Annotated in this window: 26 protein-coding genes; 17 read left to right on the forward strand and 9 right to left on the reverse strand. The window is 50.8% G+C overall.

Annotated features, from left to right (window positions below):
* Positions 1 to 33: 33 nt before the first annotated feature.
* Together H6F94_RS18855 and H6F94_RS18860 are read left to right on the forward strand one after the other, a co-directional pair.
* A complete protein-coding gene (locus H6F94_RS18855; RefSeq protein ID WP_190803764.1) occupies positions 34 to 741 on the forward strand; it encodes an SDR family oxidoreductase in 708 nt (235 codons plus the stop codon).
* Between the two features lie 98 nt (positions 742 to 839).
* Positions 840 to 1,778 (forward strand): zinc-binding dehydrogenase, encoded by a 939-nt coding sequence (locus H6F94_RS18860; RefSeq protein ID WP_190803765.1) that lies wholly within the window; start codon positions 840 to 842, stop codon positions 1,776 to 1,778.
* 97 nt (positions 1,779 to 1,875) lie between these two features.
* On the opposite strand, the gene H6F94_RS18865 is transcribed toward H6F94_RS18860, so the two are convergent.
* Positions 1,876 to 3,681, reverse strand: coding sequence for an ABC transporter ATP-binding protein (locus H6F94_RS18865; protein ID WP_190803766.1), 1,806 nt, complete (start codon positions 3,679 to 3,681; stop codon positions 1,876 to 1,878).
* Positions 3,682 to 3,856: 175 nt separating this feature from the next.
* The gene (gene ligA / locus H6F94_RS18870) at positions 3,857 to 5,890 is read right to left on the reverse strand and encodes an NAD-dependent DNA ligase LigA (RefSeq protein WP_190803767.1); all 2,034 of its coding nucleotides are present in this window, start codon (positions 5,888 to 5,890) and stop codon (positions 3,857 to 3,859) included.
* 84 nt (positions 5,891 to 5,974) lie between these two features.
* Between ligA and H6F94_RS18875 the strand changes: the two genes are divergently transcribed.
* Positions 5,975 to 6,094, forward strand: coding sequence for a photosystem I reaction center subunit VIII (locus tag H6F94_RS18875; RefSeq protein ID WP_190803768.1), 120 nt, complete (start codon positions 5,975 to 5,977; stop codon positions 6,092 to 6,094).
* Positions 6,095 to 6,171: 77 nt separating this feature from the next.
* On the opposite strand, the gene H6F94_RS18880 is transcribed toward H6F94_RS18875, so the two are convergent.
* The 6 genes from H6F94_RS18880 to H6F94_RS18905 form a co-directional block, all read right to left on the reverse strand.
* Positions 6,172 to 6,291, reverse strand: coding sequence for a photosystem II reaction center protein J (locus H6F94_RS18880; RefSeq protein WP_190803769.1), 120 nt, complete (start codon positions 6,289 to 6,291; stop codon positions 6,172 to 6,174).
* A 24-nt stretch (positions 6,292 to 6,315) separates the two neighbouring features.
* Positions 6,316 to 6,432 carry a photosystem II reaction center protein PsbL gene (gene psbL / locus H6F94_RS18885; RefSeq protein WP_190803770.1) on the reverse strand — a complete coding sequence of 39 codons (117 nt, stop codon included), beginning with the start codon at positions 6,430 to 6,432 and terminating at the stop codon, positions 6,316 to 6,318.
* Positions 6,433 to 6,436: 4 nt separating this feature from the next.
* A complete protein-coding gene (gene psbF / locus H6F94_RS18890) occupies positions 6,437 to 6,574 on the reverse strand; it encodes a cytochrome b559 subunit beta (RefSeq protein ID WP_190803771.1) in 138 nt (45 codons plus the stop codon).
* Positions 6,575 to 6,625: 51 nt separating this feature from the next.
* Positions 6,626 to 6,889: a cytochrome b559 subunit alpha gene (psbE, locus tag H6F94_RS18895; protein WP_190803772.1), complete on the reverse strand. Its 264-nt coding sequence runs from the start codon at positions 6,887 to 6,889 to the stop codon at positions 6,626 to 6,628.
* 117 nt (positions 6,890 to 7,006) lie between these two features.
* Positions 7,007 to 8,038 carry a photosynthesis system II assembly factor Ycf48 gene (locus H6F94_RS18900; RefSeq protein WP_190803773.1) on the reverse strand — a complete coding sequence of 344 codons (1,032 nt, stop codon included), beginning with the start codon at positions 8,036 to 8,038 and terminating at the stop codon, positions 7,007 to 7,009.
* Between the two features lie 37 nt (positions 8,039 to 8,075).
* On the reverse strand, positions 8,076 to 8,411 hold the full coding sequence (locus H6F94_RS18905; RefSeq protein ID WP_190803774.1) for a rubredoxin: 336 nt from the start codon (positions 8,409 to 8,411) through the stop codon (positions 8,076 to 8,078).
* Positions 8,412 to 8,756: 345 nt separating this feature from the next.
* Here H6F94_RS18905 and H6F94_RS18910 point away from each other — a divergent pair, with 345 nt between their 5' ends.
* The 13 genes from H6F94_RS18910 (at position 8,757) to H6F94_RS18970 (ending at position 20,518) form a co-directional block, all read left to right on the forward strand.
* Positions 8,757 to 9,113, forward strand: a complete 357-nt coding sequence (locus H6F94_RS18910) for a hypothetical protein (RefSeq protein WP_190803775.1) — start codon at positions 8,757 to 8,759, stop codon at positions 9,111 to 9,113.
* A gap of 214 nt (positions 9,114 to 9,327) precedes the next feature.
* Positions 9,328 to 9,741 (forward strand): (2Fe-2S) ferredoxin domain-containing protein, encoded by a 414-nt coding sequence (locus H6F94_RS18915; protein WP_190803776.1) that lies wholly within the window; start codon positions 9,328 to 9,330, stop codon positions 9,739 to 9,741.
* Positions 9,742 to 9,780: 39 nt separating this feature from the next.
* On the forward strand, positions 9,781 to 10,737 hold the full coding sequence (locus H6F94_RS18920; protein WP_190803777.1) for an FHA domain-containing protein: 957 nt from the start codon (positions 9,781 to 9,783) through the stop codon (positions 10,735 to 10,737).
* Positions 10,730 to 11,029, forward strand: coding sequence for a DUF7734 family protein (locus H6F94_RS18925; RefSeq protein ID WP_190803778.1), 300 nt, complete (start codon positions 10,730 to 10,732; stop codon positions 11,027 to 11,029). Before H6F94_RS18920 ends, H6F94_RS18925 begins: the two co-directional genes overlap by 8 nt.
* Positions 11,030 to 11,650: 621 nt before the next feature.
* Positions 11,651 to 13,093 (forward strand): GntP family permease, encoded by a 1,443-nt coding sequence (locus H6F94_RS18930; RefSeq protein ID WP_190803779.1) that lies wholly within the window; start codon positions 11,651 to 11,653, stop codon positions 13,091 to 13,093.
* A 1-nt stretch (position 13,094) separates the two neighbouring features.
* Positions 13,095 to 14,615 carry a gluconokinase gene (locus H6F94_RS18935; protein WP_190803780.1) on the forward strand — a complete coding sequence of 507 codons (1,521 nt, stop codon included), beginning with the start codon at positions 13,095 to 13,097 and terminating at the stop codon, positions 14,613 to 14,615.
* Complete coding sequence (locus tag H6F94_RS18940; protein ID WP_242041260.1) at positions 14,608 to 15,603, forward strand: threo-3-hydroxy-L-aspartate ammonia-lyase; 996 nt, start codon at positions 14,608 to 14,610, stop codon at positions 15,601 to 15,603. Before H6F94_RS18935 ends, H6F94_RS18940 begins: the two co-directional genes overlap by 8 nt.
* Before the next feature lie 223 nt (positions 15,604 to 15,826).
* Entirely contained in the window at positions 15,827 to 16,606 is a 780-nt protein-coding gene (locus H6F94_RS18945; protein WP_190803781.1) for an LmeA family phospholipid-binding protein, read from the forward strand.
* A gap of 49 nt (positions 16,607 to 16,655) precedes the next feature.
* Complete coding sequence (locus H6F94_RS18950) at positions 16,656 to 17,183, forward strand: DUF2231 domain-containing protein (RefSeq protein WP_190803782.1); 528 nt, start codon at positions 16,656 to 16,658, stop codon at positions 17,181 to 17,183.
* Positions 17,184 to 17,315: 132 nt separating this feature from the next.
* Positions 17,316 to 17,951 carry a hypothetical protein gene (locus H6F94_RS32495; protein WP_242041261.1) on the forward strand — a complete coding sequence of 212 codons (636 nt, stop codon included), beginning with the start codon at positions 17,316 to 17,318 and terminating at the stop codon, positions 17,949 to 17,951.
* A gap of 256 nt (positions 17,952 to 18,207) precedes the next feature.
* Complete coding sequence (locus H6F94_RS18960; protein ID WP_190803783.1) at positions 18,208 to 18,435, forward strand: ChaB family protein; 228 nt, start codon at positions 18,208 to 18,210, stop codon at positions 18,433 to 18,435.
* A 115-nt stretch (positions 18,436 to 18,550) separates the two neighbouring features.
* On the forward strand, positions 18,551 to 19,222 hold the full coding sequence (locus H6F94_RS18965) for an HAD family hydrolase (RefSeq protein WP_190803784.1): 672 nt from the start codon (positions 18,551 to 18,553) through the stop codon (positions 19,220 to 19,222).
* A 192-nt stretch (positions 19,223 to 19,414) separates the two neighbouring features.
* Positions 19,415 to 20,518 (forward strand): YihY/virulence factor BrkB family protein, encoded by a 1,104-nt coding sequence (locus H6F94_RS18970; RefSeq protein WP_190803785.1) that lies wholly within the window; start codon positions 19,415 to 19,417, stop codon positions 20,516 to 20,518.
* A 78-nt stretch (positions 20,519 to 20,596) separates the two neighbouring features.
* Here H6F94_RS18970 and H6F94_RS18975 read toward each other — a convergent pair whose 3' ends face one another.
* Positions 20,597 to 21,727 carry a DNA topoisomerase IB gene (locus H6F94_RS18975; protein WP_190803786.1) on the reverse strand — a complete coding sequence of 377 codons (1,131 nt, stop codon included), beginning with the start codon at positions 21,725 to 21,727 and terminating at the stop codon, positions 20,597 to 20,599.
* Between the two features lie 234 nt (positions 21,728 to 21,961).
* On the opposite strand from H6F94_RS18975, the gene H6F94_RS18980 reads away from it, so the two are divergent.
* Positions 21,962 to 22,996 (forward strand): hemerythrin domain-containing protein, encoded by a 1,035-nt coding sequence (locus H6F94_RS18980; protein ID WP_190803787.1) that lies wholly within the window; start codon positions 21,962 to 21,964, stop codon positions 22,994 to 22,996.
* The last annotated feature ends 56 nt before the right edge of the window (positions 22,997 to 23,052 follow it).

Below are 23,052 nucleotides of genomic sequence, written 5' to 3' on the forward strand. Positions count from 1 at the left end.
CTTCTACATTGAGCAAGAACACAAGGTAACTTTATGTCACTTAGAGATCAAAAAGTGGTCATTGTTGGAGGAACCTCTGGCATTGGCTTAGCGGTTGCTAAAGCAGCTTCAGCAGAAGGTGCCAGCATAGTAGTTGCGTCTCGAAATCAAGAGCGTCTCACTCAGGCTAGTTCCATGATTGAGAACCGCGTTGAGACTTATCAGGTTGATGTAACGGATGAAAAATCAATTCAGCTACTCTTTGACCAAGTAGGGGAATTTAACCATTTAGTCACGACTCCTGGCAATCCCGTTGCTTTTGATCTTTTCCTGAATGCAGATCTATCGGTAGTCAATCACCAGTTTGCCGTTAAGTTCTGGGGGCAGTACCTCTGTGCTAAATATGGGGCAAGAAATATTAAGGCTGATGGTTCAATTACATTCATGTCCGGCGGCGGTCGTTGGAACAAAGGGAATTCAACGTTGGCCAGCATCAATGGAGCGATCGATGCCTTAAGTCAAATCCTGGCAGTCGAGCTAGCTCCTATTAGAGTGAATGTGGTTCGACCGGGTTTAGTCAAAACCGATTTGTGGAGTAATTTCTCTGAAGAAGAACGGCTCCAGATGTATGAAACTGCTAGTGATAACTTGCTGGTAGGGCGAGTTGGGACTCCTGAAGACATTGCAGAAAGTTATTTGTATTTACTGAAAAACACATTCACAACAGGAACAGCAGTCATTGTTGACGGTGGTGCTTCGTGAGGTACCACCGTCAGGAATTTTTGCAACATACATCAGGTTTAGCCAGCATTACCAACTTAGGTTTCAACCGTGAACGAAACCCTATGAGAGGTTGATCTATGAAAGCACTGATTGCAGCACCTAGCGAGGCAACAAAGATACGATTAGCCGATGTTCCAGATCCTACACCTACACCATCTCAGGCAGTTGTAACTGTACGTACTGTCTCACTCAACCGGGGAGAGATTCGTGCCTTGGCTTATGCCGATGAGGGATCTCGATTGGGTTGGGATCTGAGCGGGGTCATTGAGCAAGCGGCGACAGACGGAAGTGGACCAGCTGTTGGCACGCGTGTGGTGGGTTTGGTGACAGGTGGTGCATGGTCCACGCACGTCGCTGTACCAACAACTCACCTAGCACCGTTACCCGACAATATAACTTTTGCTACAGCTTCAACCCTACCAATTTCTGGTTTAACTGCACTGCGAGCACTGTCTAAAGGAGGATTGCTCTACAGTAAGCGGGTTCTCATTACTGGTGCAGCAGGTGGGTTGGGACGATGGGCTATCCAGCTTGCGTCCCAAGCAGGAGCTGATGTCACTTGCGTGGTTGGTCGTCCTGAAAGAACTCAAGGGTTACGGGAACTTGGCGCTTCCCAAATCCTAATCAACCCAACTTTAGCGACGGGACTTGAACGCAAGTACGACTTGATTCTTGAATCAGTCGGTGGGAGATCCCTAGCTACCTCGTTGGCAAGTGTTGCTCCCCTTGGCACAGTCGTTTCGTTGGGAAATTCCAGCGACGAGACGGTTTCTTTCAACGCTCCAAACTTTTATCGTCAGGCTGGAGCAACGCTTTACGGTTTTATCATCTTCTCAGAACTGGAACGTTTCCCAAGTGCCGCTCGCGATCTTACTTGGCTGATGACACAGCTTGTAGCGGGTCGGCTTCAGTCAAACATTGCGTTTGAAGCGAGTTGGCATGAACCAGCAGAAGCTTTCGAGCGATTGATGAGCCGCAGCTTGGCGGGAAAAGCCGTACTGCACATCGAACCATAACAAATGGCTCTCACGCTAGCTTCTTCATCTCTCGGTCGAGTCTGAGAACGCAATAACTTCTCAACCTCCTCACCTTTGCCTGTGCAGAACTCGCTTTCTAAACCTCCCGCAACTCCCCACTCACCTGAAGCTGATGCAACCGCTGGTACAACCCCGAACCAGCACTGACCAATTGCTGATGAGTCCCCTGCTCCACAATTCGGCCCGACTCCAGCACCACAATCACATCCGCCTCGCGCACCGTCGAGAGACGATGGGCAATCACAATTACCGTGCAGGTACCAAACAGATCTTGCAGCGCTTGTTGAATCAAGTGCTCAGATTCCGAATCGAGATTTGAAGTTGCCTCGTCTAAAATCAACACCGCCGGTCGCATCAAAATCGCCCTGGCAATGCCCAAGCGCTGCCGTTGTCCACCCGATAGACGAATACCGCGTTCCCCCACAACCGAATCGTAACCCTCTGGCAAATCTAGAATAAATTCGTGAGCGCGGGCAAGCTTAGCGGCAGCAATGGCTTTTTCGGTTGGCAAATCAGGACGGCCATACAGAATATTGCTCAACACCGTGCCATTAAACACCTCAACCTCCTGCGGCACAATTGCCAACTGCGACCGATATTCGCTCAACTTAAACTCACGAATATCCAAGCCATCCCACAGAATTTGGCCCTGCGTCGGATCAACAAACCGATAGAGCAACTTAGTCAACGTTGATTTCCCTGAACCCGAAGGCCCTACCAATGCAACCGTCGTATAGGGCGAAATTTCTAGATTGAGATTGCACAGAACCGGCGGCAGATTCGCTCGGTAACTAAATTGCACCCCTCGAAATGACAGCTTGGCCGGACCCAAACTTCCAATCGCTTGCTCACCACTCCGGGGCTCTTGCAGTGGCAAATGTAGAAACTCATATAACCAGGCAATCGCACTGGCCGAAGTTGTGAATAACTCAGTTGGTTCCCGAAGGCCACTAACATCAGCGCGGGCAATTTGCGCAATCGTAATCGCAGTAATCATGCCCCCAACATCGATTTTGTTGGTTGCAGCCAGATAGGCACTCAACCCGACAATGGCACTAAACGACAGATTGAGCAGCAGCCACATAGCAGTATCAGCCACAAAAAACCTGCCATAGGTTTTGCGAGCCATAAAGCGCTCGAAACGATTCAGCCAGCGCAACCCGCGTCGATATTCTCGTGCCTCTTGCACAAACGCTTTGACCGTTTTGATGTTCAGCACGATCTCCGATAACCGGCTCATCGTGCGGTCTAAAATACGTTCGCCCAGATCAACATAGGGCTGTAGATGGCTGAACATCGTGCAGATAATCACCACACAAATGCTAATTGTGCTAGCAAAAACCCAACCCAAGGCTGGATCAATCGAAAAGAACAGAAATGTGGCAACCGTCAGCGTTGAAAACACCATGATGCCACCGTGAACCACGCTGACATACAGCAGTTGCAGCTTGCTAATCGCTCGCTCTAAACGCGAAACCAGCAGGCCACTGTTATTAGTTTCAAAGTAGCTTAAAGGCAAGCTCAAAACTCGCTGATAAGCCTGACGATGCAAGCGATTGGCAATGCGTAGGGCAACCAAGCGCTTGGGCAAATGCACAAAAATATCTTCCAGAGGAGCCAGCAAGTTGACGCCAAAGAACACTAGGCAAACAACGGCGATGGCAGCGTTGCGTTCAGGTAACCCCAATGCTCTCAAAGATGGAGCCAGCCCCTGCAAAATTGGGGGTAGTGAGCCGGATTGGGTCAGCAGGTTTGCAAACAAGCCAACCAAGTAAGGCCGCAGCAGATTCACAAACGAAAAAAACAGCCCTGCAATGCTGACCAACAGTGTTGGCCGCCAGTAGGGCAGCACAAACGCCAAAACTTTTCGAGCCGAACTCATACACCCCCCAAGGCTGAATAGCTACTGAATAGCTGTCCTGGCTAGGGTATCAAAAATCTCTCAATTGGGAAGCCCCGCTTGCTGGAACACCTGCTGATCAGTCAGTTTCAATCCGGGTAGCAGCGACTCTAAAATTCCTTTGGTAGCTAATACTGCTCGCGTTTTTTGAGTTGATTCATGACTCGCTAGGATTGGCGGTTAGCAATGCCTGCAATTGCGCCTCGTCTAATACTGGAATCTTGAGTTTTTGCGCTTTGTCGAGTTTGGATCCGGCTTTTTCACCGGCTACCAAATAATCGGTCCTACTGCTCACCGAATCTGTGACTTTGCCACCGTGCTGCTCAATCAGCCCCTTGGCTTCGGTACGGCTCAGCGTCGGTAGAGTTCCAGTAATCACAAACGTCTTGCCACTCAAATGACCCTCGGTGGGTCTGTTGGTTTCCTGAGACCCCAGTTGCAAACCAACGGCTCGCAACTGCTCAATTAGATCCTGGTTGGCAGGAATTGTGAACCACTGATGCACCGCCTGGGCGATCTCAGAACCAATGCCATAGACGCCTGAGATTTGCTCGGGGGTCGCCGCGGCCAATTGCTCGACGCTGGGAAAGTGCTCAGTTAACAACTGCGCATTGACACTGCCTACATGACGAATGCCCAAGCCATAAAGCACCCGAGACCAGGGCCGTTCACGGGAGTGTTCCAGGGCCGCTACCAGGTTCTGGGCCGACTTCTTGCCCATGCGCTCCAGACTGGCCAACTGCTCAGCCGTGAGCCGGTAGAGATCGGCCAGCGTTTTGACAAGTCCCTGCTCGACCAGCTGCCGCACTAGCTTCTCGCCTAGGCCGTCAATGTCCAGCGCATCCCGGCTGGCCCAATGCTGAAGGGCTCCTCGCAGAATTGCAGGGCAGGAGGCATTGATGCAGCGGGTCACAGCCTCGCCCTCAGGCCGCACAACTGGCTGACCGCACTCAGGGCACTCAGTGGGCATGTGGTAGGGCACTGCGTCCGCAGGCCGCAACTCGGTCAAGACACGCAGCACTTCTGGGATGATTTCACCCGCCTTGCGAATCACTACTGTATCGCCCAGGTGTAGGTCGAGCTCAGCGAGTCGGTCCGCATTGTGCAGTGTGGCACGACTGACGGTGGTGCCTGCCACTTCCACCGGTGTCAGATCAGCTACGGGGGTCACTGCTCCTGTCCGGCCTACGTTCACCGAAATTTGCAGAACTCGGGTAGGCACCTCCTCAGCCGGGTACTTGTAGGCAATTGCCCAACGGGGAAACTTCTGTGTAAAGCCAACTTCTTCTTGTAAGTTGAAAGCATTGAGCTTCACTACCACGCCATCAGTCAGGTAGGGCAGATCCAACCGACCGGTTGACCAATGCTCGCAGTAGGCTTGCACCGCGCCCAAAGAGGGGCACAGTTGCCGCTCAGGATTGACCCGAAAGCCCATGCGACTCAACAACTCTAGAGCCTGCCATTGGCTCTGAGGCAATGGCTGGTTCCAGCCTTGGGGCAAGTGCAAGGTGTAAGCGAAAAAGTCTAGACGCCGCGCTGCCACAATGCGGGCATCAAGCTGGCGTAGGGTGCCTGCTGCGGCGTTGCGGGGATTAGCGAACAGGGGTTCTCCGGCTGCTGCCCGTTCCTGGTTCAGTCGCTCAAAACTGGCTAGGGGCAGAAAGGCTTCCCCGCGCACCTCAACCACCGCCGGGGGCTCCTCTAGCTGCAAGCGTAGAGGCACGGTTTGTAAAGTGCGCACATTGGCAGTGATGTCCTCGCCGGATTGACCGTCGCCTCGGGTTGCACCTCGGACCAGAACGCCATTTTCGTAAGTGAGGGCCAGGGCCGAACCGTCGATCTTCAACTCACAGACGTACTCCAGATCACCTAGATCGCCAGCCAGGAGCTTCTGAAAGCGGCCTTGCCAGTTCTGTAGATCCTCCAGGCTAAAAGCGTTCTCTAGGCTGTAGAGGGGAACGTTGTGACGAACCGAGACAAACTGGGATTGCGGTCTCTCGCCCACCCGCTGGGTAGGGCTGTCGGGGGTAATCAGCTCTGGGTGCTGGCTCTCCAGCGTTTGCAGTTCACGATAGAGCTGGTCGTAAACTGAGTCGGCCATTGTTGGGGCATCCAGCACGTAATACTCGTAGCTGGCCCGTTGCAAAAGGCGTCGCAATTCCAGTGCCCGTTGGGCTGTTTCACTCACCATTACAAATCTTGACTCTGGTCCGGCTTGACCGGGAATCACAGTACATTGAGTATTGAATCAAATCGCCCTAATAGGAAGTAAAACATGCCTGAATACGCAGCTAGCTATCTCTCTCCCATTCTGGTCGTTTTCGTTGGCCTGATCTTTCCCGCCATCGCCATGTCCGCTTTGTTCCTGACCATTGAGCGTGAAGAAGAAGCCTGATTTTTAGTCTGGCTCAAATAACTAAAAGCCGCCTGCTTCCCTTAGGAACAGGCGGCTTTAAATTAAGGATTCAGACTCTATACAGAGGAGCCTAAACCTGCATAAGCACCGTAGAAAAACAGGGCGAGTATACCCAGGGCACCCATACCTGCAATAACCCCTACAATCCACAGAGGAATCCTAGCTTGTCCAGACACAGCACTAACCTCCCCGAACGATAATTAGTTGAAAAAGTAGCTAGAAAACAGCAGAACGGTCACGAACACCAACAGCAAGCCCAAATAGAGGGACGTGCGGTTCAGTTCAACCGGCTGCTTATTGGGATTTTCTCGAGCCATGATGTCACCGTTGAATAAATTGCATTGCAGCGATGGCGCCTATGAAGAAGATCGTAGGGACGCCTAATGTATGAACGGCTAGCCAACGAACCGTAAATACTGGATAGGAAACGGGTTGATTTGGATTGCCACTAGTAGCCATAGGTCTTGCAAGGAGAGAAAGGAACGGGAAGAACTAATCGCAGCTGCTTTACTATTTCTCGGCTTGGTTCTCGATCAGAACTTTTTCAATTTGCTCCTTCGCTTCGAGTCGGCTTTGAACGACTGGAGCTTCTAGACGGGTCTGAGTGAAATACTCATCGGGACGGGGCGTACCAAATGCATCGTAAGCCAGACCTGTGCTGACAAACAACCAGCCCGCAATGAACAGCATAGGAATGGTAATGCTGTGAATCACCCAGTAACGAACGCTGGTAACGATATCGGAGAATGGACGCTCACCAGTAGTGCCGGACATTTAGTTCCTCCTGAGAAAAACAATGTGAATGAATGACAAGTTGAGCGAGTAGCACCATACTAGGAAACTTAAGGACACGCCACAAGACCATTAGCCTTGAAATCTCCCAAGCCTCGCTCAGGCTTTAGCCAAAGTTGGCTCGTAGCGGAGCAAAGTACCCTGTTGACCGAGCACGAAGCCTGTGTCCTTACTTGGGAATAGAACTCGATAGAAATTGGACGGCACGTCTTCCACGGCTCTGTCTTTTTGCCAGGTTTTACCGCCGTCAGAACTGTGGAGTAGATTGGCACTCCCCCCGGCTAGCCAGATTTCCTGCTGTCCCTGATAGGACAGATCCAACAAGCCAACGCTGACTGAGAATTCTGGGTACTTAGCATTATCCCAGTTCCCTGGATTTTCTGGATCGCTAAATTGCAGTTGGCCGCCGCGGCTTAGCATCCATAAGTTACCATCTGGGCTAAATCCCATGTTCTGAATGCGCCGGGAATTGTTGCGGTTGTGGTACTCCCAGGTAGTCTGCCCTGGCTTCCAGGTTGAGTAGAAATTGCCTCTAGCTGAAACCGCCACGTATTGACCGTCCAAAGAACGCGACAGGTTCCGGATCACCCCAACTGCTTCGCCGACCAGAGCTTTCCAGGTGCGTCCGCTGTCCTGCGTACGGTAGATCGCGCCTACATCGGTCACCATCTCTGCGCTGCCACGCCCGAGAGCGGTCACCATAGTTGGTGCGCCGGGTAGCTTACTGCTCAGTGGGATTTGTGACCAGGACTGACCACCATCCTCTGTATGCAACAACACCGAGGGCTTACCTGCAATCCAGCCTTCATTGCCTGTGAAACTAACTGAGGTAAAGCGGTAGCCTTCCCCGTTTTCCAGCTCAGGGGTCCGGGGCTCCCAGGTCTTGCCTGCATCTTGAGTTTCTAGCAGCGTGGCGCTAGTGCCGACCAACCAACCATGATTTGGGTTAGTGCCGGTAAACGCCAGATCCAAGAGGGTCGCATCCGTTGACAACCCAACGAGCTGCCAGGGGTTGTAGGGCAACTCTGCTAGATAGCCGCAAGCTGTTGTCGTTAGACCTAGCACCAAGGCCAAAGCCAGACTGGCAACGACGCGGATACCACGCCTTAAGGCTTCAGACACTCCACTCACCCCCCTATCTCCCAGCCCATTTGGGCGAACCTTGTGCTCATTGCAAACCGTAGAGACTGATGAAAAACAGAAAGGCAATAGCCAGAGCACCAAAAATTAGGAGGTTCTTCTGGCCGGGTGTCATCTTGTTCACCCCGAGGCCGTAGCCCAGGTTTTCCTCAAAGCCCGAAGCTTTGCCCACAGGACCAACATCCTGAAACTGAGCGGGTCTAGCATTGCAGACTGGGCAGCGCCAGTCCTCAGGCAAATCCTCAAAGGCAACGCCCGCCGCAATCCGGCCTTTGGCATCGCCTTTCGTCGGTTCATAGGTATAACCGCAGGAGTCACACTCGTAACGGTGCAACTCTGCCGGGTCAATGGCTTGAGTGCTCATCGAGCAATCCTCGGGCGGCTCAGGCCCCAAACATTAAAGTTTCTGTGAAAGATTATGACACAGAGGTTACCAATTCCAGCTGGCAGATTGCCGGAGAAGTTGCTAATTGCCGCCTAGATCTATTGGTCTGTGAGTAGGCTACAAAAGCCTGCTGAGCTGGTTTCCTCAAATGTCTTGCAGCCGATCCCTTAGCTGCTGATGCCTCTTTTCTAAGCCTAGGGCTCTTCTAATCTGTCTTGCTGCCCTGTTGCGTTGCTCAGGAGTATGCAACACTTGTACACAAAACTTGGTGCCCCGGCTCAGGTCTAAACCCATCTTCTGTAAGGTATTGCCCAAGGTGTTGCCATGCTCAGCGAAATTCTGCCCTTCCAGATCTCTGTAAGCCCTAGTACGGTAGCAGGAGTTGGCTTGTGGGCAATGGCTATGTACCTGGCCTTCTTTTCGCTGAGTGAAAAACTTGCGGAACAGCTGAGTCAATGGCTGACCCGAGCCGAGCAGATTGGGGGTGGGACTAATGCAGAGGGCATCGGTTCACTCATTGCTAGTCTGTGCAGCATTGTGCCGTTTTTGGGCTTGGGTCTCCTGCTAAATTGGGGCGTGGAGTGGAGTCTGGGCCATAGCTGGGCAGTCAGTATGGGATTACTTGCCTGTATGAGCTTAGGCGTCTACGAGCTGGGGCGTCGCGATGGCGAGGCCTCTTAATCGCTCACTCTGTCTGGCTAGCGCGAAAAACCCCTTGGCTTAGAGACGGTTGAGGCAGGGCGGCTGGGGCAAGATTTTAGACGAAACTTTAGGCGAGATTATTGAAAGGCTGTTGGCAAAACCATTGCCAATTAGCAAAACCACTTTGCAAAACTACAAAGATTAGCGGCTCTGTAGGCTCTGTAATAGATCTCTGACTTAGATCTCCTAAAACATGACCCTCTCTGATTCTCCTGACGCTGAGGCAGAAGTCTGCCAGAGTCCTGAGCTGAGCCAGTGTGTGCAATCTCTGGGTCTCGATCGCATCCAGCGTCATCTGTTTATTTGCGCTGATCAGACCAAACCGCTGTGTTGCTCGAAAGAGCAAGGTTTGGCGGCTTGGGATTACCTCAAGCGGCGGTTGAAGGAATTAGGATTAGACCGGCCTTCAGATCAGCAGCCGGGCTGTGTGTTCCGGACCAAGGCCAATTGCTTGCGGGTCTGTCAGCAGGGACCGATTCTAGTCGTTTACCCTGATGGCGTCTGGTATCACTCTGCAACACCAGAGGTCATTGAGTATATTATTCAGAAGCACTTAATTGGGGGCCAGGTGGTCCAGGAGTACGTCTTCCTGACCCATGCGCTCTGAGTAGTTTGCAGCCCACAGCTCCCTCCACTGGCTCTGAGTATGTTCAGGTTCCTTACTGGGTTCCTTCCCAAATCTGTCCGGCGCAAGTACGAAGAGCAAGATGCGGCGCGGCGTGTCCGTGAGGACTACAGAAAGCGTCGCTCTGTGGCTCCAGTTTCTGAGGTTGAGCAGTTTGTCCAACTTCAGTCTGAACCTCAACCCGTCATTCAGCCTGAAGTCCTAGGCGCGGCTCAACTTGTTCACATTAATGATCAGGGGCAACGGCAAAGCGTCTATCCGTTAAGCGAGATGATGCAGACCGGACGGATGTTGATCGGTCGCGGTCACTCCCATGTCAGCATTGTTGATGATCCGTCGTTGTCCCCTCGCCACGCGGTGATTGAGATTAAGGACGGTCACTACAGCCTGCGCGACTTAGGCAGCAACATGGGCACCTTCCTGCGCTGCCAGAAGACAATTTTGGAAGATCTGGACCGGATTTTGATCGGCTGGTATCTCTTTGAGTTTCAGATGATCCGGCCTGACCTAGACCCTCGTCTGGAGTCTTTTAATTCCTTGGGCGCTGCGGACGATACTCCCAGTACGCCTAAGGCAGCTGATCCCTATGATCCTACTAGCCCTTCGATGGGTGGCGGTGAAACGATTCAGGTGGGCAGTCTGCCCATGCAACGGCAGGCCCAGTTGATGCGAATTTTGCCTCAAGGACAGCGGGGGGAGGTCTATTCCTTCAATCGCTCCATTGTCATTGGGCGGACAGAAGGCGATGTGGTGCTGTCTGACAATTCTTATGTTTCTCGTCGTCACGCCACAATTCAGCAGTACCAGGGACGCTTCGAACTCTGCGATTTAGGCAGTAAGAACGGTACCTTTGTGCGGCTACGCCGTCCCGTTAAGCTGCAACATGGGGAGTGCTTTATTGCCGGTCGTCAGTTCTTCCGGTTTGAGATGGTCACACCTCCGGCAGCCAATGGCTCAGCTGGAACTGAGTATGGCTAATCCAATTGAGCAACGCTTGGAGCAGTACACCCTGGCTCACCCTCGTGAGGTTCTGCTGGTAACTGTAGAAATTGAGGGTGAGCCAGATCAGATTGCTATCTTTAAGGGCTATTCCAGTTCTCTGATGCGCCCTACTGCCTTTGACCCTGATTTGCCGGTCTTGCCAGAGGCAGCGAAGATTATTGCTGTTGACCGGCTAGAAGGACCTTACGACCCCAGCCATCCTCGCTATCTACAGCAAGCGATCAGCTGGGAGGAATTCCAGGAGGTGTTGGTGGCAGAGGGGCTATAGCTTGAAAGGTCTATGGGAGATTCTATCCCCTTGGCTGTTTACTTCTGGTCTCTAATTGCAGGATTATTGGCAAGTCTTCTTTGCCAAGGCGAAGGAATAGCTTAAGTCGGTTAAGAACGGGTAATCAATTACCAGAGCTGTAAAGACACTTGAGCTGCATCAAGTTTCGGTAAGTGGCGCAGAGACTTGATGATTTGTTTTAGATCTTCACGGACTGTTGTTTTCACTTTAGTCTTCCATCTAAAGCTTTATTTATGGCCCTTGAGTAAACTCCAGCGCAGACCTTAGCATTGTAGCGCTTGGATTTTACATCCGCCGATCGGGCTAGTGGCCTCACACTAGCTATTAAAATTCTTTAGGATTTTAGCTCTCAAGACTGTGTTGGAGTTGTTAGTCTCTTTGTCAATCATCCAATCGGGTGGTTCCATCTAAGCTTCTCAAGTATTTACAGAAAGGAGGCTTTCTAAGGCCGGACGTGGCTTATGCTACCTGAGCTCTATAAAGATACTTACGTAGAATTAGTGCGCTTGATCCTTAACAAGAGATAGACAGGCAAGATAAGCAGCCAGACTCTTGATAGAGTGAGAAAAGTTAGGTTGAAGCAACCTTGAGATTAAAGCTATGTCACCGTTTTCATTGATTTTTATTGCAGTATTAGGCATTCTACTGCTTCTATTTCTAGTGATTCGTGTCCGCTTACAGGCTTTTGTAGCACTGCTGATTGCTAGCTTTTTTGTAGCCATTCTCGCCGGTATACCCCTCACTGAGGTTACTAAAACTATTCAAGAAGGCATGGGCACAACCCTAGGGTTTATTGCGATTGTCGTCGCTTTAGGCTCTATGTTTGGCGAGATGTTGCGGGTTACAGGTGGTGCTGAGCAATTAGCCCGAACCCTGGTTGGCCGCTTTGGTGAAGACCGGGTGCAGTGGGCCTTGGGTTTAACGGGTTTTCTAGTTGCGATTCCAGTCTTCTTTGATGTCGGTCTGATTATCTTGTTGCCGCTTGTTTACAGCTTGGCACAACGCACCGGCAAATCCTTGCTCTATTACGCCTTCCCGCTAGCTGCTGGTCTAGCAGTTGCGCATAGCTTCATTCCACCCACGCCGGGTCCAGTTGCTGTTGCCTCGTTGTTAGGCGCTGATCTAGGCTGGGTGATTCTATTTGGTACGATTGCTGGTCTGCCTGCAATGGTCGCTGGTGGCATTATTTTTGGACAGCATATCGCTAAGAAAATCCATGCCAAAGTCCCGGAATACATGCTAGTCAATGAACCTCAAGCAGCAGCTGTACCGGCTTATGCGGCGACTAGCGCTAGTGCTCTGGGCTCCGAAGAGCTGGCTGCTTATGAACACAATCCAGTCGGCGCACCCGGTCAACCTTTTAGGAAAGACCTGCCCAGTTTCGGCTTGGTGGTTTCTCTAATTGTTATTCCTCTCGCCCTCATTTTGGCTAATACTGTATCTGGTGTGGTACTGCCAGAAGGCAACTTTATTCGCAATCTGTTGGGTTTCTTGGGACACCCCTTCACAGCGCTCTTAATAGCGGCCCTCTGCTCGTTTTACTTCCTAGGAACCCGGCGTGGCTATTCTAACGATCAAGTTCAAGAAATTGCTACCAAATCTTTAGAACCCGTTGGGCTAATTATTCTAGTGACTGGGGCAGGTGGTGTTTTGGGCAAAGTGCTAGTTGCGAGTGGGGTTGGTAATGCCTTAGCGACGTTGCTATCCGGCTCTAATGTGCCAATCATTTTGCTAGCGTTTTTAATGTCAACAGCTGTGCGCATTTCTCAAGGTTCAGCCACAGTGGCAATGGTCACGACCGCAGGCATTGTTGCGCCTATTTTGCAGACTGGGAGTTACTCTGCCCCTGCTTTGGGTCTGATCACTATTGCGATTGCTTCAGGGGCCACCGTAGTTTCTCATGTTAACGATTCAGGCTTCTGGCTCGTCAGTCGTTACTTGGGTTTGTCTGAGAAGGATACGTTGCGCTCTTGGACAATTATGGAAACGATCATCGGTCTGGTTGGTTTTGCTGTTGTCTTCGCGATTAGCTTCTTTGTGTAATATGGCTCAAGCTTTTTTTATTGGCGTTGACATCGGCACCACTAGTACTAAGGCGATTGTTTTTTCGGCCACTGGTGCTGCTCAAGGTACAGGCTTGCGGGAATACCCGATTCTGGTGCCTCAACCGGGCTGGGCTGAGCAGGATCCAGATGTAATCTCGATAGCTGTGTTAGCCGCAGTACGCGAGGCCGTTGAGCAAGCAAGAGTGAGCAAACAGGATATTGCCGCGCTTGGTTTTAGCGGCGCTATGCACAGCCTGATTGCGATTGACGCTCAGGGCAAACCGCTGACCCACAGTATTATCTGGGCCGACAACCGTAGTCTGGAGCAAACGAACTCCTTAAAACGATCGGGCATAGGGCAAGCAATCTATCAACGCACAGGAACGCCCATCCATCCCATGTCGCCGCTGCCTAAATTACTGTGGTTGCAGCAGATGGCCGCAGCGACGTTTCAGCAAGCAGCCCGGTTTGTCTCGATTAAGGAATACGTTTTTTACCAGCTATTTGGGCAGTGGATTGTTGACTATTCGATTGCCTCAGCCACAGGTCTGTTCAATCTAGAACGGCTCACCTGGGATGAAGAAGCCCTCGCCCTCACCCAAGTACGAGCCAGTCAACTCAGTGACCCTGTGCCCACAACTCACGTCATGCGAGGCATGAAATTCCAGTACGCAGAGGCAATGGGCTTAGATCCAGATACGCCTGTCGTGGTGGGGGCTAACGACGGAGTTTTAGCCAATCTGGGTGTAGGGGCCATTGAATTGGGACAGGTTGCGATCACCATCGGCACCAGTGGCGCCGTGCGAACCGTAATCGGCCAGCCCCGCACTAACCCGTCGGGGCGCACCTTCTGCTATGCGCTTACCGAAAACCACTGGGTAATCGGGGGTCCCACCAACAATGGCGGTATTGTGCTGCGCTGGTTGCGAGATGAGTTCTGTGCTCCAGAAGTGGAGCGAGCCAAACAGCTCGGTGCGGATCCCTACACCTTGATGATTGAAGCGGCGCTACAAACCCCAGTTGGCGCAGAAGGTCTGTTCTGTCTGCCTTTCTTATCTGGGGAGCGGGCGCCTTACTGGAACGCTCAGTTACGAGGCGCTTTTGTGGGCATGGGGTTGCATCACCAGCGAGCTCACTTCATTCGGGCCGTCTTGGAGGGCATATTGCTCAACATCCGCACCATCCTCACGCTAGTGCAGGAACTGGGCGGTGACCCCAAGGAAATTCGTGCTTCTGGTGGCTTTGCCCGTTCCTCCGCCTGGCTGCAAATGACGGCGGATGTTCTCGGTTATGACGTGGTGGTGCCGGAGGTGTACGAGGGCAGCAGCTTTGGTGCTGCCGTCTTAGCCATGTATGGCGTGGGTGCGATCAATGACCTAAACCAGGTTCAATCCCTGATTCGAATTAGCTACGAGCACTCGCCCGATCCGCAGCGCAGCCCGATTTATCAAGAACTGGCCACAACCTACGAGCAACTGTGCGCTAGCCTGATTCAAGAGTTGAGTAACCAGGTTGGCTGAGCGCGCTGATTTGTTTGCGGCTTCTTTGGCCGTCAATTATTCAGATATTGAAGCGGCTGCTCTGCGCTTGAAGCAACAGGCGCACCGAACTCCAGTGCTTAGCTCTCGCACGGTTAATCAACGCACTGGTGCTCAGGTCTTTTTTAAGGCCGAGAATTTTCAGCGCACTGGCTCATTCAAATTTCGTGGCGCTTACAACGCTCTGGCTCAACTTCCTACTGAGCAAAAACAGCGAGGCGTCATTACTTACTCTTCGGGCAACCATGCTCAAGCGTTAGCGCTAGCCGGTCAGCTGTTAGCGGTGCCGATCACCGTGGTCATGCCTCAAGATGCTCCAGCCGTGAAACAGGCGGCGACCCGGGGTTATGGTGCGGAAGTTGTGCTGTACGACCGGGCAAAAGTTGTCCGCGAAGAGTTGGGAACTAGCCTTGCTCAAACCTGTGGGCTAACCCTGATTCCTCCCTACGATCACCCTGATGTGGTTGCGGGTCAGGGCACCACAGCAAAAGAACTATTCGAAGCGGTTGGGCCGCTCGATTTGCTGCTGGTTTGCTGTGGGGGCGGTGGCTTGCTGTCGGGTTGCGCGATTGCTGCCAAGTCCTTGGCTCCTGCCTGCCAAGTCATTGGGGTGGAGCCCGAGCTAGCTGACGATGCCACACGCTCCTTTCACAGCAAGCAACTGCAAACCGTCCATAACCCTAATACGATTGCCGATGGTGCGCGGACACCTTGCCTAGGCAAGGTTACGTTTCCGCTGGTGCTGCATTATGTTGATGACCTAGTCACTGTGTCAGAAGGGGGAATCGTACGCAGTTTGCGGCTGCTTTGGGAGCGGTTAAAGATTGTGGTCGAGCCGACAGGAGCGCTGGCGGCTGCGGCTTTACTTGAAGCTGTGGTTCAAGCCCCTAACCAGCGAGTGGGTGTCATTCTCAGCGGTGGCAATGTAGACCTGAGCCAAATGGGGCAGTTATTTGGGGGCGAGATTTAAACAGATAGCTATAGATAGCTATAAATACCTACAATGCCTTGGTTGGTATCGGTTGATTCATACTCTTAGCGCTGTTAAGTTTTAGCGAATTTAAATCTGACCTTAGAAGTAATTTTCTAGCTGAATGCACTGGCTTTTGTGAATAGAATTAGCTACTGTCTGTGTTCGCATCTGTCGGGCTATAGATACAGTTCTGGGTGCTAATGCTCTAGAGTGCCCAGTAATGCTTAGCAATGATTTAGTTTTAAGAGGTTATACGGTGGCGCAGGAAAGCGGAGGACTGGGGGAACAGGCATTGAGCAAGGTGGCAGAAATGGGTTTAGAAAGCCAGCTTGATGAGTCTGACAACCTCGATGTCAATGTCAAAACCGATCCTTTGAAGGTGATTCAGGGGCAGGTTGATTCGGTTTCGATTAAAGGCGAAGGTCTAGTGATGAAAAAAGACCTACGCGTCGAAGAAATGGAAATGAAAACCGGCAGCATTGCGATTAATCCGCTCAGTGCAGCTTTTGGCAAAATTGAACTCACTGAACCGACGCAAGCATCTGCCCGTGTTGTTCTGACTGAAGAAGATTTAAACCGCGCTTCTAATTCTGAATATATCCACGGCAAATTGCAGAATATGACCGTGGAAGTTGAAGGTCGTACGGTTACGATCGACGTACAGCAAGTGAACCTTCATCTTCTTGCTGATGGCAAGATCACTCTGAATGCAGACATTCTTCAGCGCGGAACTGGAGACGTTCAGAAAGTTGCCTTTACAGCTACGCCTCGGGTGAGCCCAGACAAGCAACATGTCTCTCTGGATGACATCCAATATGCAGAAGGTCAAAGTTTGCCGCCTGAGCTCAATACAGCTCTGCTGAATAAAGCCCACGAGTTGCTGAATCTGAGTAAGTTCTCCTTGCAGGGAATGTCATTAAAAATTCAAACTATGGAGATTACAGAAGGATCTTTAACCCTTCAAACTGAGGCTCTTATTACTGAGTTTCCCTCAGCTTAAAGCATTCGCTCTAGCACAACAAAGACCACCAACTTAGTCAGGAAAAAACATGGCGACTCCCCCATATCCCGATATTCCGGCAGTTATTGAGAATGATGAGCGCGAGTATGAAGACAGTGGTGTACCTAGCAGCGTAGCGATTGCTGGCCATCCTCTCCATCCACTGCTGGTCACCTTTCCCATTGGTTTCTTAACTGGAGCCTTGGGAAGCGATGTGGGTTACTGGTTAACGAGCGACCCCTTCTGGGCCCGCGCCTCTTTGTGGCTCATTGGTGCAGGGTTGGTCACGGCCATCGTTGCTGCGGTCACAGGCATGAGTGACTTTATCAAGATTGAGCGTGTCCGTCAGCATACTGCTGGTTGGGCTCACATGATTCTAAATGTCTCGCTTCTAGCTCTGACAATTGTCAATTTTTTACTGCGCCTGAACGATCCAATTAAAGGTTTAATGCCCTGGGGGTTTGTGCTTTCGTTCATCATAGGAACCCTCCTTGGTATCTCTGGTTGGTATGGCGCAGAGCTAATTTATCGGCATAAAATTGCTGTTATTGGCAATAGCACCAACTCTAAGCCGTAAAGATTTATAGAGTCTTGGTAGGCCCGTTTACACGGGCTAAGACCTTAATTACTCCTTGAGAAAGAGGCAACTATGCCTCTATTTTTTTAGGCTTATCTCAGTGCAAAGAATTTGAAGTGTCGTAGAGGATCTATGGATAACGAAAACCCTAAAAAAGTCCCTACGGACAGAACAGAGCTAACAGAACCAGAGAAGTACACCGATAAGAAGACCCACCGCGTTGTTAATCCTGGCGATGTAATTTCTGAAGAGCCTCAAAGTATTGAAGAAAAATCTGAGCAACTGGCTGTAGATGTTGCTGATATTACAGGGGATCAGGTTAAAGTCCCTACCTATTTCGTGATCGACGAACCAGATGGGAGTCAGAAAGCTCTGCACCACGTCAAAGACGCTGATGAAATCTCTGATTTTGTTCGCCACGAATACGGCGATCTTGCTGATGGAGAGCCCTCGGTTGATACGTCTTTAGAGCAGACTGAGTTGACTCAGCCAGAGAAATATACTGACAAGAAAACACACCGCACAGTTAATCCTGGCGATGTAATTTCTGAAGAGCCGCAAAGTGTTGAGGAGAAATCCAAGCAATTGGCGGTGGATTCTCCAGATATCACTGGCGACCACATTAAAGTTCCGACTTACTTTGTGGTTGATGAACCGGATGGGAGTCAGAAAGCGCTGCACCACGTTAAAGACGCCGATGAAATTTCTGATCTGATTCGTGAAACCTATGGAGATGTCGCCAAAGAAAAGGCCAAAGAAAAGGAGTAAAGCATGACGCAAACTCAGAGCCAATTTAAGAGCTAGCACCCTCTCAACATCGGGATCAGCAGCCAAGGCTCGAATCGCGAATGATCCCGCAGCCTAAGGTTGGTGAAGATTACTGTTGCAGCGGCAAATTGCAGAATAAAGTTGCTCTGAATTCTGGTCAATAATGCGGCTGAACAGCATCCCCGAGACAGCGTAGAATGGCGGTCAAGTCGTCAACAGTTAATTGAATCCCTTTCTAAAATCCCAGGAGTTAACAATGCCGTATCAACAATTGAGCGAACTGCCAGCAGACGTCCAAGCCCTGCCTCAATATGCTCAGCAGCTCTTTATGGCTGCCTTTAATAGCGCTGAGTCGGATTCTAATAATCAAGAAAGCGCTGTAGAGATTGCTTGGACCACTGTAAAGCATGAGTACGAAAAGGGCGAAGATGGTAGCTGGCAGCGCAAGCCAGAGGGTAGCAAGGTCGATAACTCAATCCGATAAGAGCAAGCAGGGCCGGTAATTGCTTACCGGCCCTGTCATGTTCAGTCATTTTAAAAGCACGAATTAAAAAACACGAAACCAGCAGCTAGAAAAACTAGCCGGGAGTTATCAGGCAATGCAAATCCGTGGTGTGATTCTCGATGTTGATGGCACCCTCATCGACAGTAATGATGCCCATGCCCATGCTTGGGTTGAAGCACTAGCCCAAGGTAACCATCAAGTTCCCTTTGAACAGGTGCGTCGTTTGATCGGCATGGGCAGTGATAATTTATTGCCTAATACCATTGGAGTCTCCAGAGACACTCCCGAAGGTAAGCAACTCAGTCAAGCCTGGCAAGAAATCTTTGAGTCTCGCTACCTGCCTGATTTGCAACCGTTCCCGCAAACGAGAGAGTTAATCCAACGGATCCACGAGCAAGGATTGAAGATTGTTGTCGCCACTTCGGGTGAGGCATCAATGATGGAAGCTCTGCTGAAGCTTGCCCAAGTTGACGAATTCATCGAGAGCGAAACCTCGTCCAAAGATGCCAAAAACTCCAAGCCCGATCCTGATCTAATTCAGGCTGCCTTAGAAAAAATTGGCTATCATTCCGATCAAGTCGTGATGTTGGGCGATACCCCTTACGATATCGAAGCGGCGGCTAAAGCAGGGGTCAAAACGATTGCGCTGCGCTGCGGTGGGTGGCAAGACTCAGGCCTTGCAGATGCCTTAGCTATCTATGACAATCCAGCTGATTTATTGGCTCACTATGACAGTTCGCCCCTAGGTAGCGCAGTCGCTGTTTAAGCACGGCAAGCTAAGACCGTTCTTCCTTTTGGAACTAACAACCCACCTCAAAAAAAGCAGTCGCGGATTTATACCTGTTAGCAGATGCGAGCATTCCTGTCTTTCCTCTATTGATTGGTTACTTATCTTATGCCTAATGCTGTTGGCCTAAGCATTCAATAAAAGAATTTCAGGAATGTAGGAGAACGATTGGTGAACGCCAAAGCAGCCATAGACCTGATTAAAGAGACTATCACCGAATGGAACGAGGATAAAGCCTCACGTCTGGCCGCAGCCCTGGCGTATTACACGGTTTTTTCTTTGGCACCGCTATTGATTATCGCGATTGCGGTTGCTGGATTTGTGTTTGGAGAGGAGGCAGCCCGGGGTCAACTCGACGATCAAATTCAGCATCTAGTTGGGGCTGAGGGAGCTGATGCTATCCAAGCGATGATTCAGGGCGCGAGCAAACCCTCATCGGGCAGAATCGCTACGATCATTGGTATCGTTACCTTGCTGTTTGGTGCATCTGGGGTATTTGGCCAGCTTCAAGAAGCACTGAATACGATTTGGGAGGTTGCTCCAAAACCAGGACGGGGCATTGTCGGTTTTATTAAAGATCGATTCCTCTCGTTTTCGATGGTGTTGGGCACTGGCTTTCTATTGCTTGTGTCGCTTGTGCTCAGTGCGATTCTTTCAGGGATTAGTGCCTATTTAGGTGGCCTATTACCAGGCTTCGATATACTCTGGCAGGTTGTCAATTTCGCGATCTCCTTTGGGGTTACGTCCCTGCTGTTTGCACTGATTTACAAGGTTTTGCCAGATGCCAATGTTGCCTGGGGCGATGTTACTATCGGGGCCATCGCTACTTCGCTGCTGTTTACCATCGGCAGAACCTTAATCGGGATCTACCTCGGCAGTAGCGGCGTCGGCTCAACTTATGGTGCAGCTGGCTCTTTGGTTATTGTGCTGCTTTGGGTTTATTACTCGGCTCAAATTCTATTTTTGGGTGCTGAATTCACTCAGGTTTACGCCAGAAAATATGGCTCTCGTATTGTGCCCGCCAGTAATGCAATTCCTGTAACTGAAGAAGCTCGGGCACAGCAGGGAATGCCTCGGACTGAAGCTAAAAAGCAGGAAGCGAAGCGACAAGATTCTGAGTCCTATCGCAATGAGATGACCTTAGTTGCACCTCGCTCTGCTCAGCAGCACAACTCTTATGGCCGTTACCTCACAGCGTTCCTAGGTTCTGCCCTGGCTTTGGTGAGTCTATTCCGTCGGAGACCCTCTAGATCTAGATCTAGAAGAAGGCGCTAACGCGCTCAACAACTAACAACTAACCAGTCATAGCTAGCAGGCTCAGGAGGTTTCAAAAGCCTTCTGAGAGCTTGTAGCTTAATTTTTCGATTGTTCTGACTGCTGTTGGATCATTTGCTGCTTGAGCAGGGCGACAATTGCCAACTCCTCACGCCGTAGAGCGTAGGGTAATTCGGCCTCCTGCTCAATCTCTTGCTCTAGAGCCTGCAGTAAATTACCGGCCATGTAAGTATCCAGCACTGCTGGATGGACATAATACTTGCGGCAAGTAGCAGGTCGGTTGCCCAAGTGCTGAGCAACTTTCTTGACTGCCTGTACGACATTCTTTTTGGCCTGAGTTTCCGAGCTGAAGTCTCCCAGTTCTACAAGTTCTAACGCTGCCAAAATGGTGCCTGACCAAGTGCGAAAGTCCTTGGCTGTAAAATCTTGACCCGTAATCTCGCGCAAATAATCATTCACAGCGCCCGAGTCGATAGGTTGGCGCTGACCGTTTTCATCTAAATACTGAAAGAGTTCGTAGCCTGGAATATCGCGACAGCGCTTCACAATTCTAGCCAAGCGTCGATCGCTAATTTCAATGTCGTGATCGACACCACTTTTGCCACGAAAATGAAAGTGCAAGCACGAACCTGAAATATCAACGTGCTGATCGCGCAAAGTGGTCAAACCAAAAGATTGGTTAGTCCGAGCATATTCTTCGTTGCCCACCCGAATGCGTGTGAGTTCCATTAATCGCACCACAGTTGCCAGCACTTTTTCCCGCGGCAAACCTGCTAGGACCAAATCGTGTTCTAGGCGCTCTCGCAGCTGCGGCAGGGCTTCACTAAAAGCAATCATGCGCGTGAACTTGGTTTGATCCCGAACGGTGCGCCAAAGCTCGTGATACCGGTACTGTTTGCGTTTCTTTGGGTCGCGCCCAGTGGCCTGAAGATGACCGTGAGACAAGGGGCAAATCCAAACATCTCGCCACGCCGGTGGGATAGCTAGTGCCTCAATTCGTTTGATCTCTTTAGGATCTCGAACTTTCTCACCATCTGGACCGATATAGCTGAAGCCCTTACCTACACGCTTACGCTGGATACCGGGATCGGTGTCAGTGACATAACATAAGCCCACTGCTTCAGCAGACTGAACGGGATCAACTTTAATCTCAGTAGTAAGCTGAGTTACCTCTTGAAGGGGAGGTTGAGGCAGAACAGATTGGCTCATAACCGATGACAGCAGAGCACCCAGCGGAATGCTTGAGAGTCTCGTTATTTTAACCAGTGCAAAAGGCTATCAGTATCCCCAGAAAGTATCAAAATTTGGAGTAAAGAAAGGCTGATTTTCTGAGGGTTAGCAGGCTCTTTTATGGGCTTTTTGCTAATCCATCAAAAGATGGATGGACCCCACCAAGTCCCGTGACAATCTCAAGTTAGCGACTATTCAGAGGAGAACACACAGATGGTCCTGACTCTTGACGATACCAAGCGCACGGCAATTGCCTCTAAGCTTGCTGATATGAAAGCTCTTCAAAATCTTTTGATTGAAAATGAGCAAAAGCTTATAGCTGCTATTGATGATCCAGAAATTTCTAAGCGCTTGAGAGATTTCCTACAAGATGACCAGAAAAACATGGGTGTACTGGACACCGTAATCGTTCAGTACGGCGTCAAGGGCGAACCCAAAGAATCGATGATGAAGGTCGTCGAGCAAGCCCGTCAGATGATGGACAGCTCAGAGTTCACCATCTTTGAGAAAGTGGGTCAGCACGAACTGCTCAAGCACAAGCAAACCATGGCTGGTTTGTTGGTTCATAAGGCTGGTCAAGTGGTGGGTGCAGATATCGAAGCTGCTATCGCTCCTCTCAACACAGTCAACTTCGAAAACCGGGCTCACCAAGAGCAACTTAAAGGCGTCCTGGAAATCCTGGGCGTACGTGAGCTGACCGGTAAGGATCCCGACCAAGGTCTGTGGGGCCGCGTTCAGGATGCTGTTGCTGCGTTGACCGGTGTTGCTGGTAGTGTGGTTACCCAAAGCACCGACAAGCAGGACATGAACATCCAGGATGTCATCCGCTTGGATCACAATAAGGTCAACACGCTGTTCGCAGAAGTTGAAGCCACTGATGATCCTCAGAAGCTCCAGGAGTACTTCGGTCAGATCTACAAGGACCTCACCGCTCACTCCATTGCCGAAGAGCAAGTGGTCTATCCTGCTGTTCGTCCTTACTACAGCAACACCCAAGAGCTGTACGATGAGCAAGCTGAACTAAAGCAGTTGTTGGAAAGCACCCGCTCCCTGAGCCCCTCTTCTTCTGAATTCAAGAATCAGATTCGTCGCATCCGTGACATGGTGATGGATCACGTCCGTCAAGAAGAGAGCGAGATGTTTGCCAAGATTCGCGACAACTTCAGCACCGAACAGAGCGAGCAAATGGCTACCCGCTTTAAGCAAGCTAAGAGCCAAGTGCAAGATGAGATGAAGGTTAGCAACTAATCGTTGCCTAAGGCTCACCTTAATTCAAACCTTGCAGAAAAGGTGTATAGATAACC

The organism is Leptolyngbya sp. FACHB-261, assembly GCF_014696065.1.
Taxonomy (GTDB): domain Bacteria; phylum Cyanobacteriota; class Cyanobacteriia; order FACHB-261; family FACHB-261; genus FACHB-261.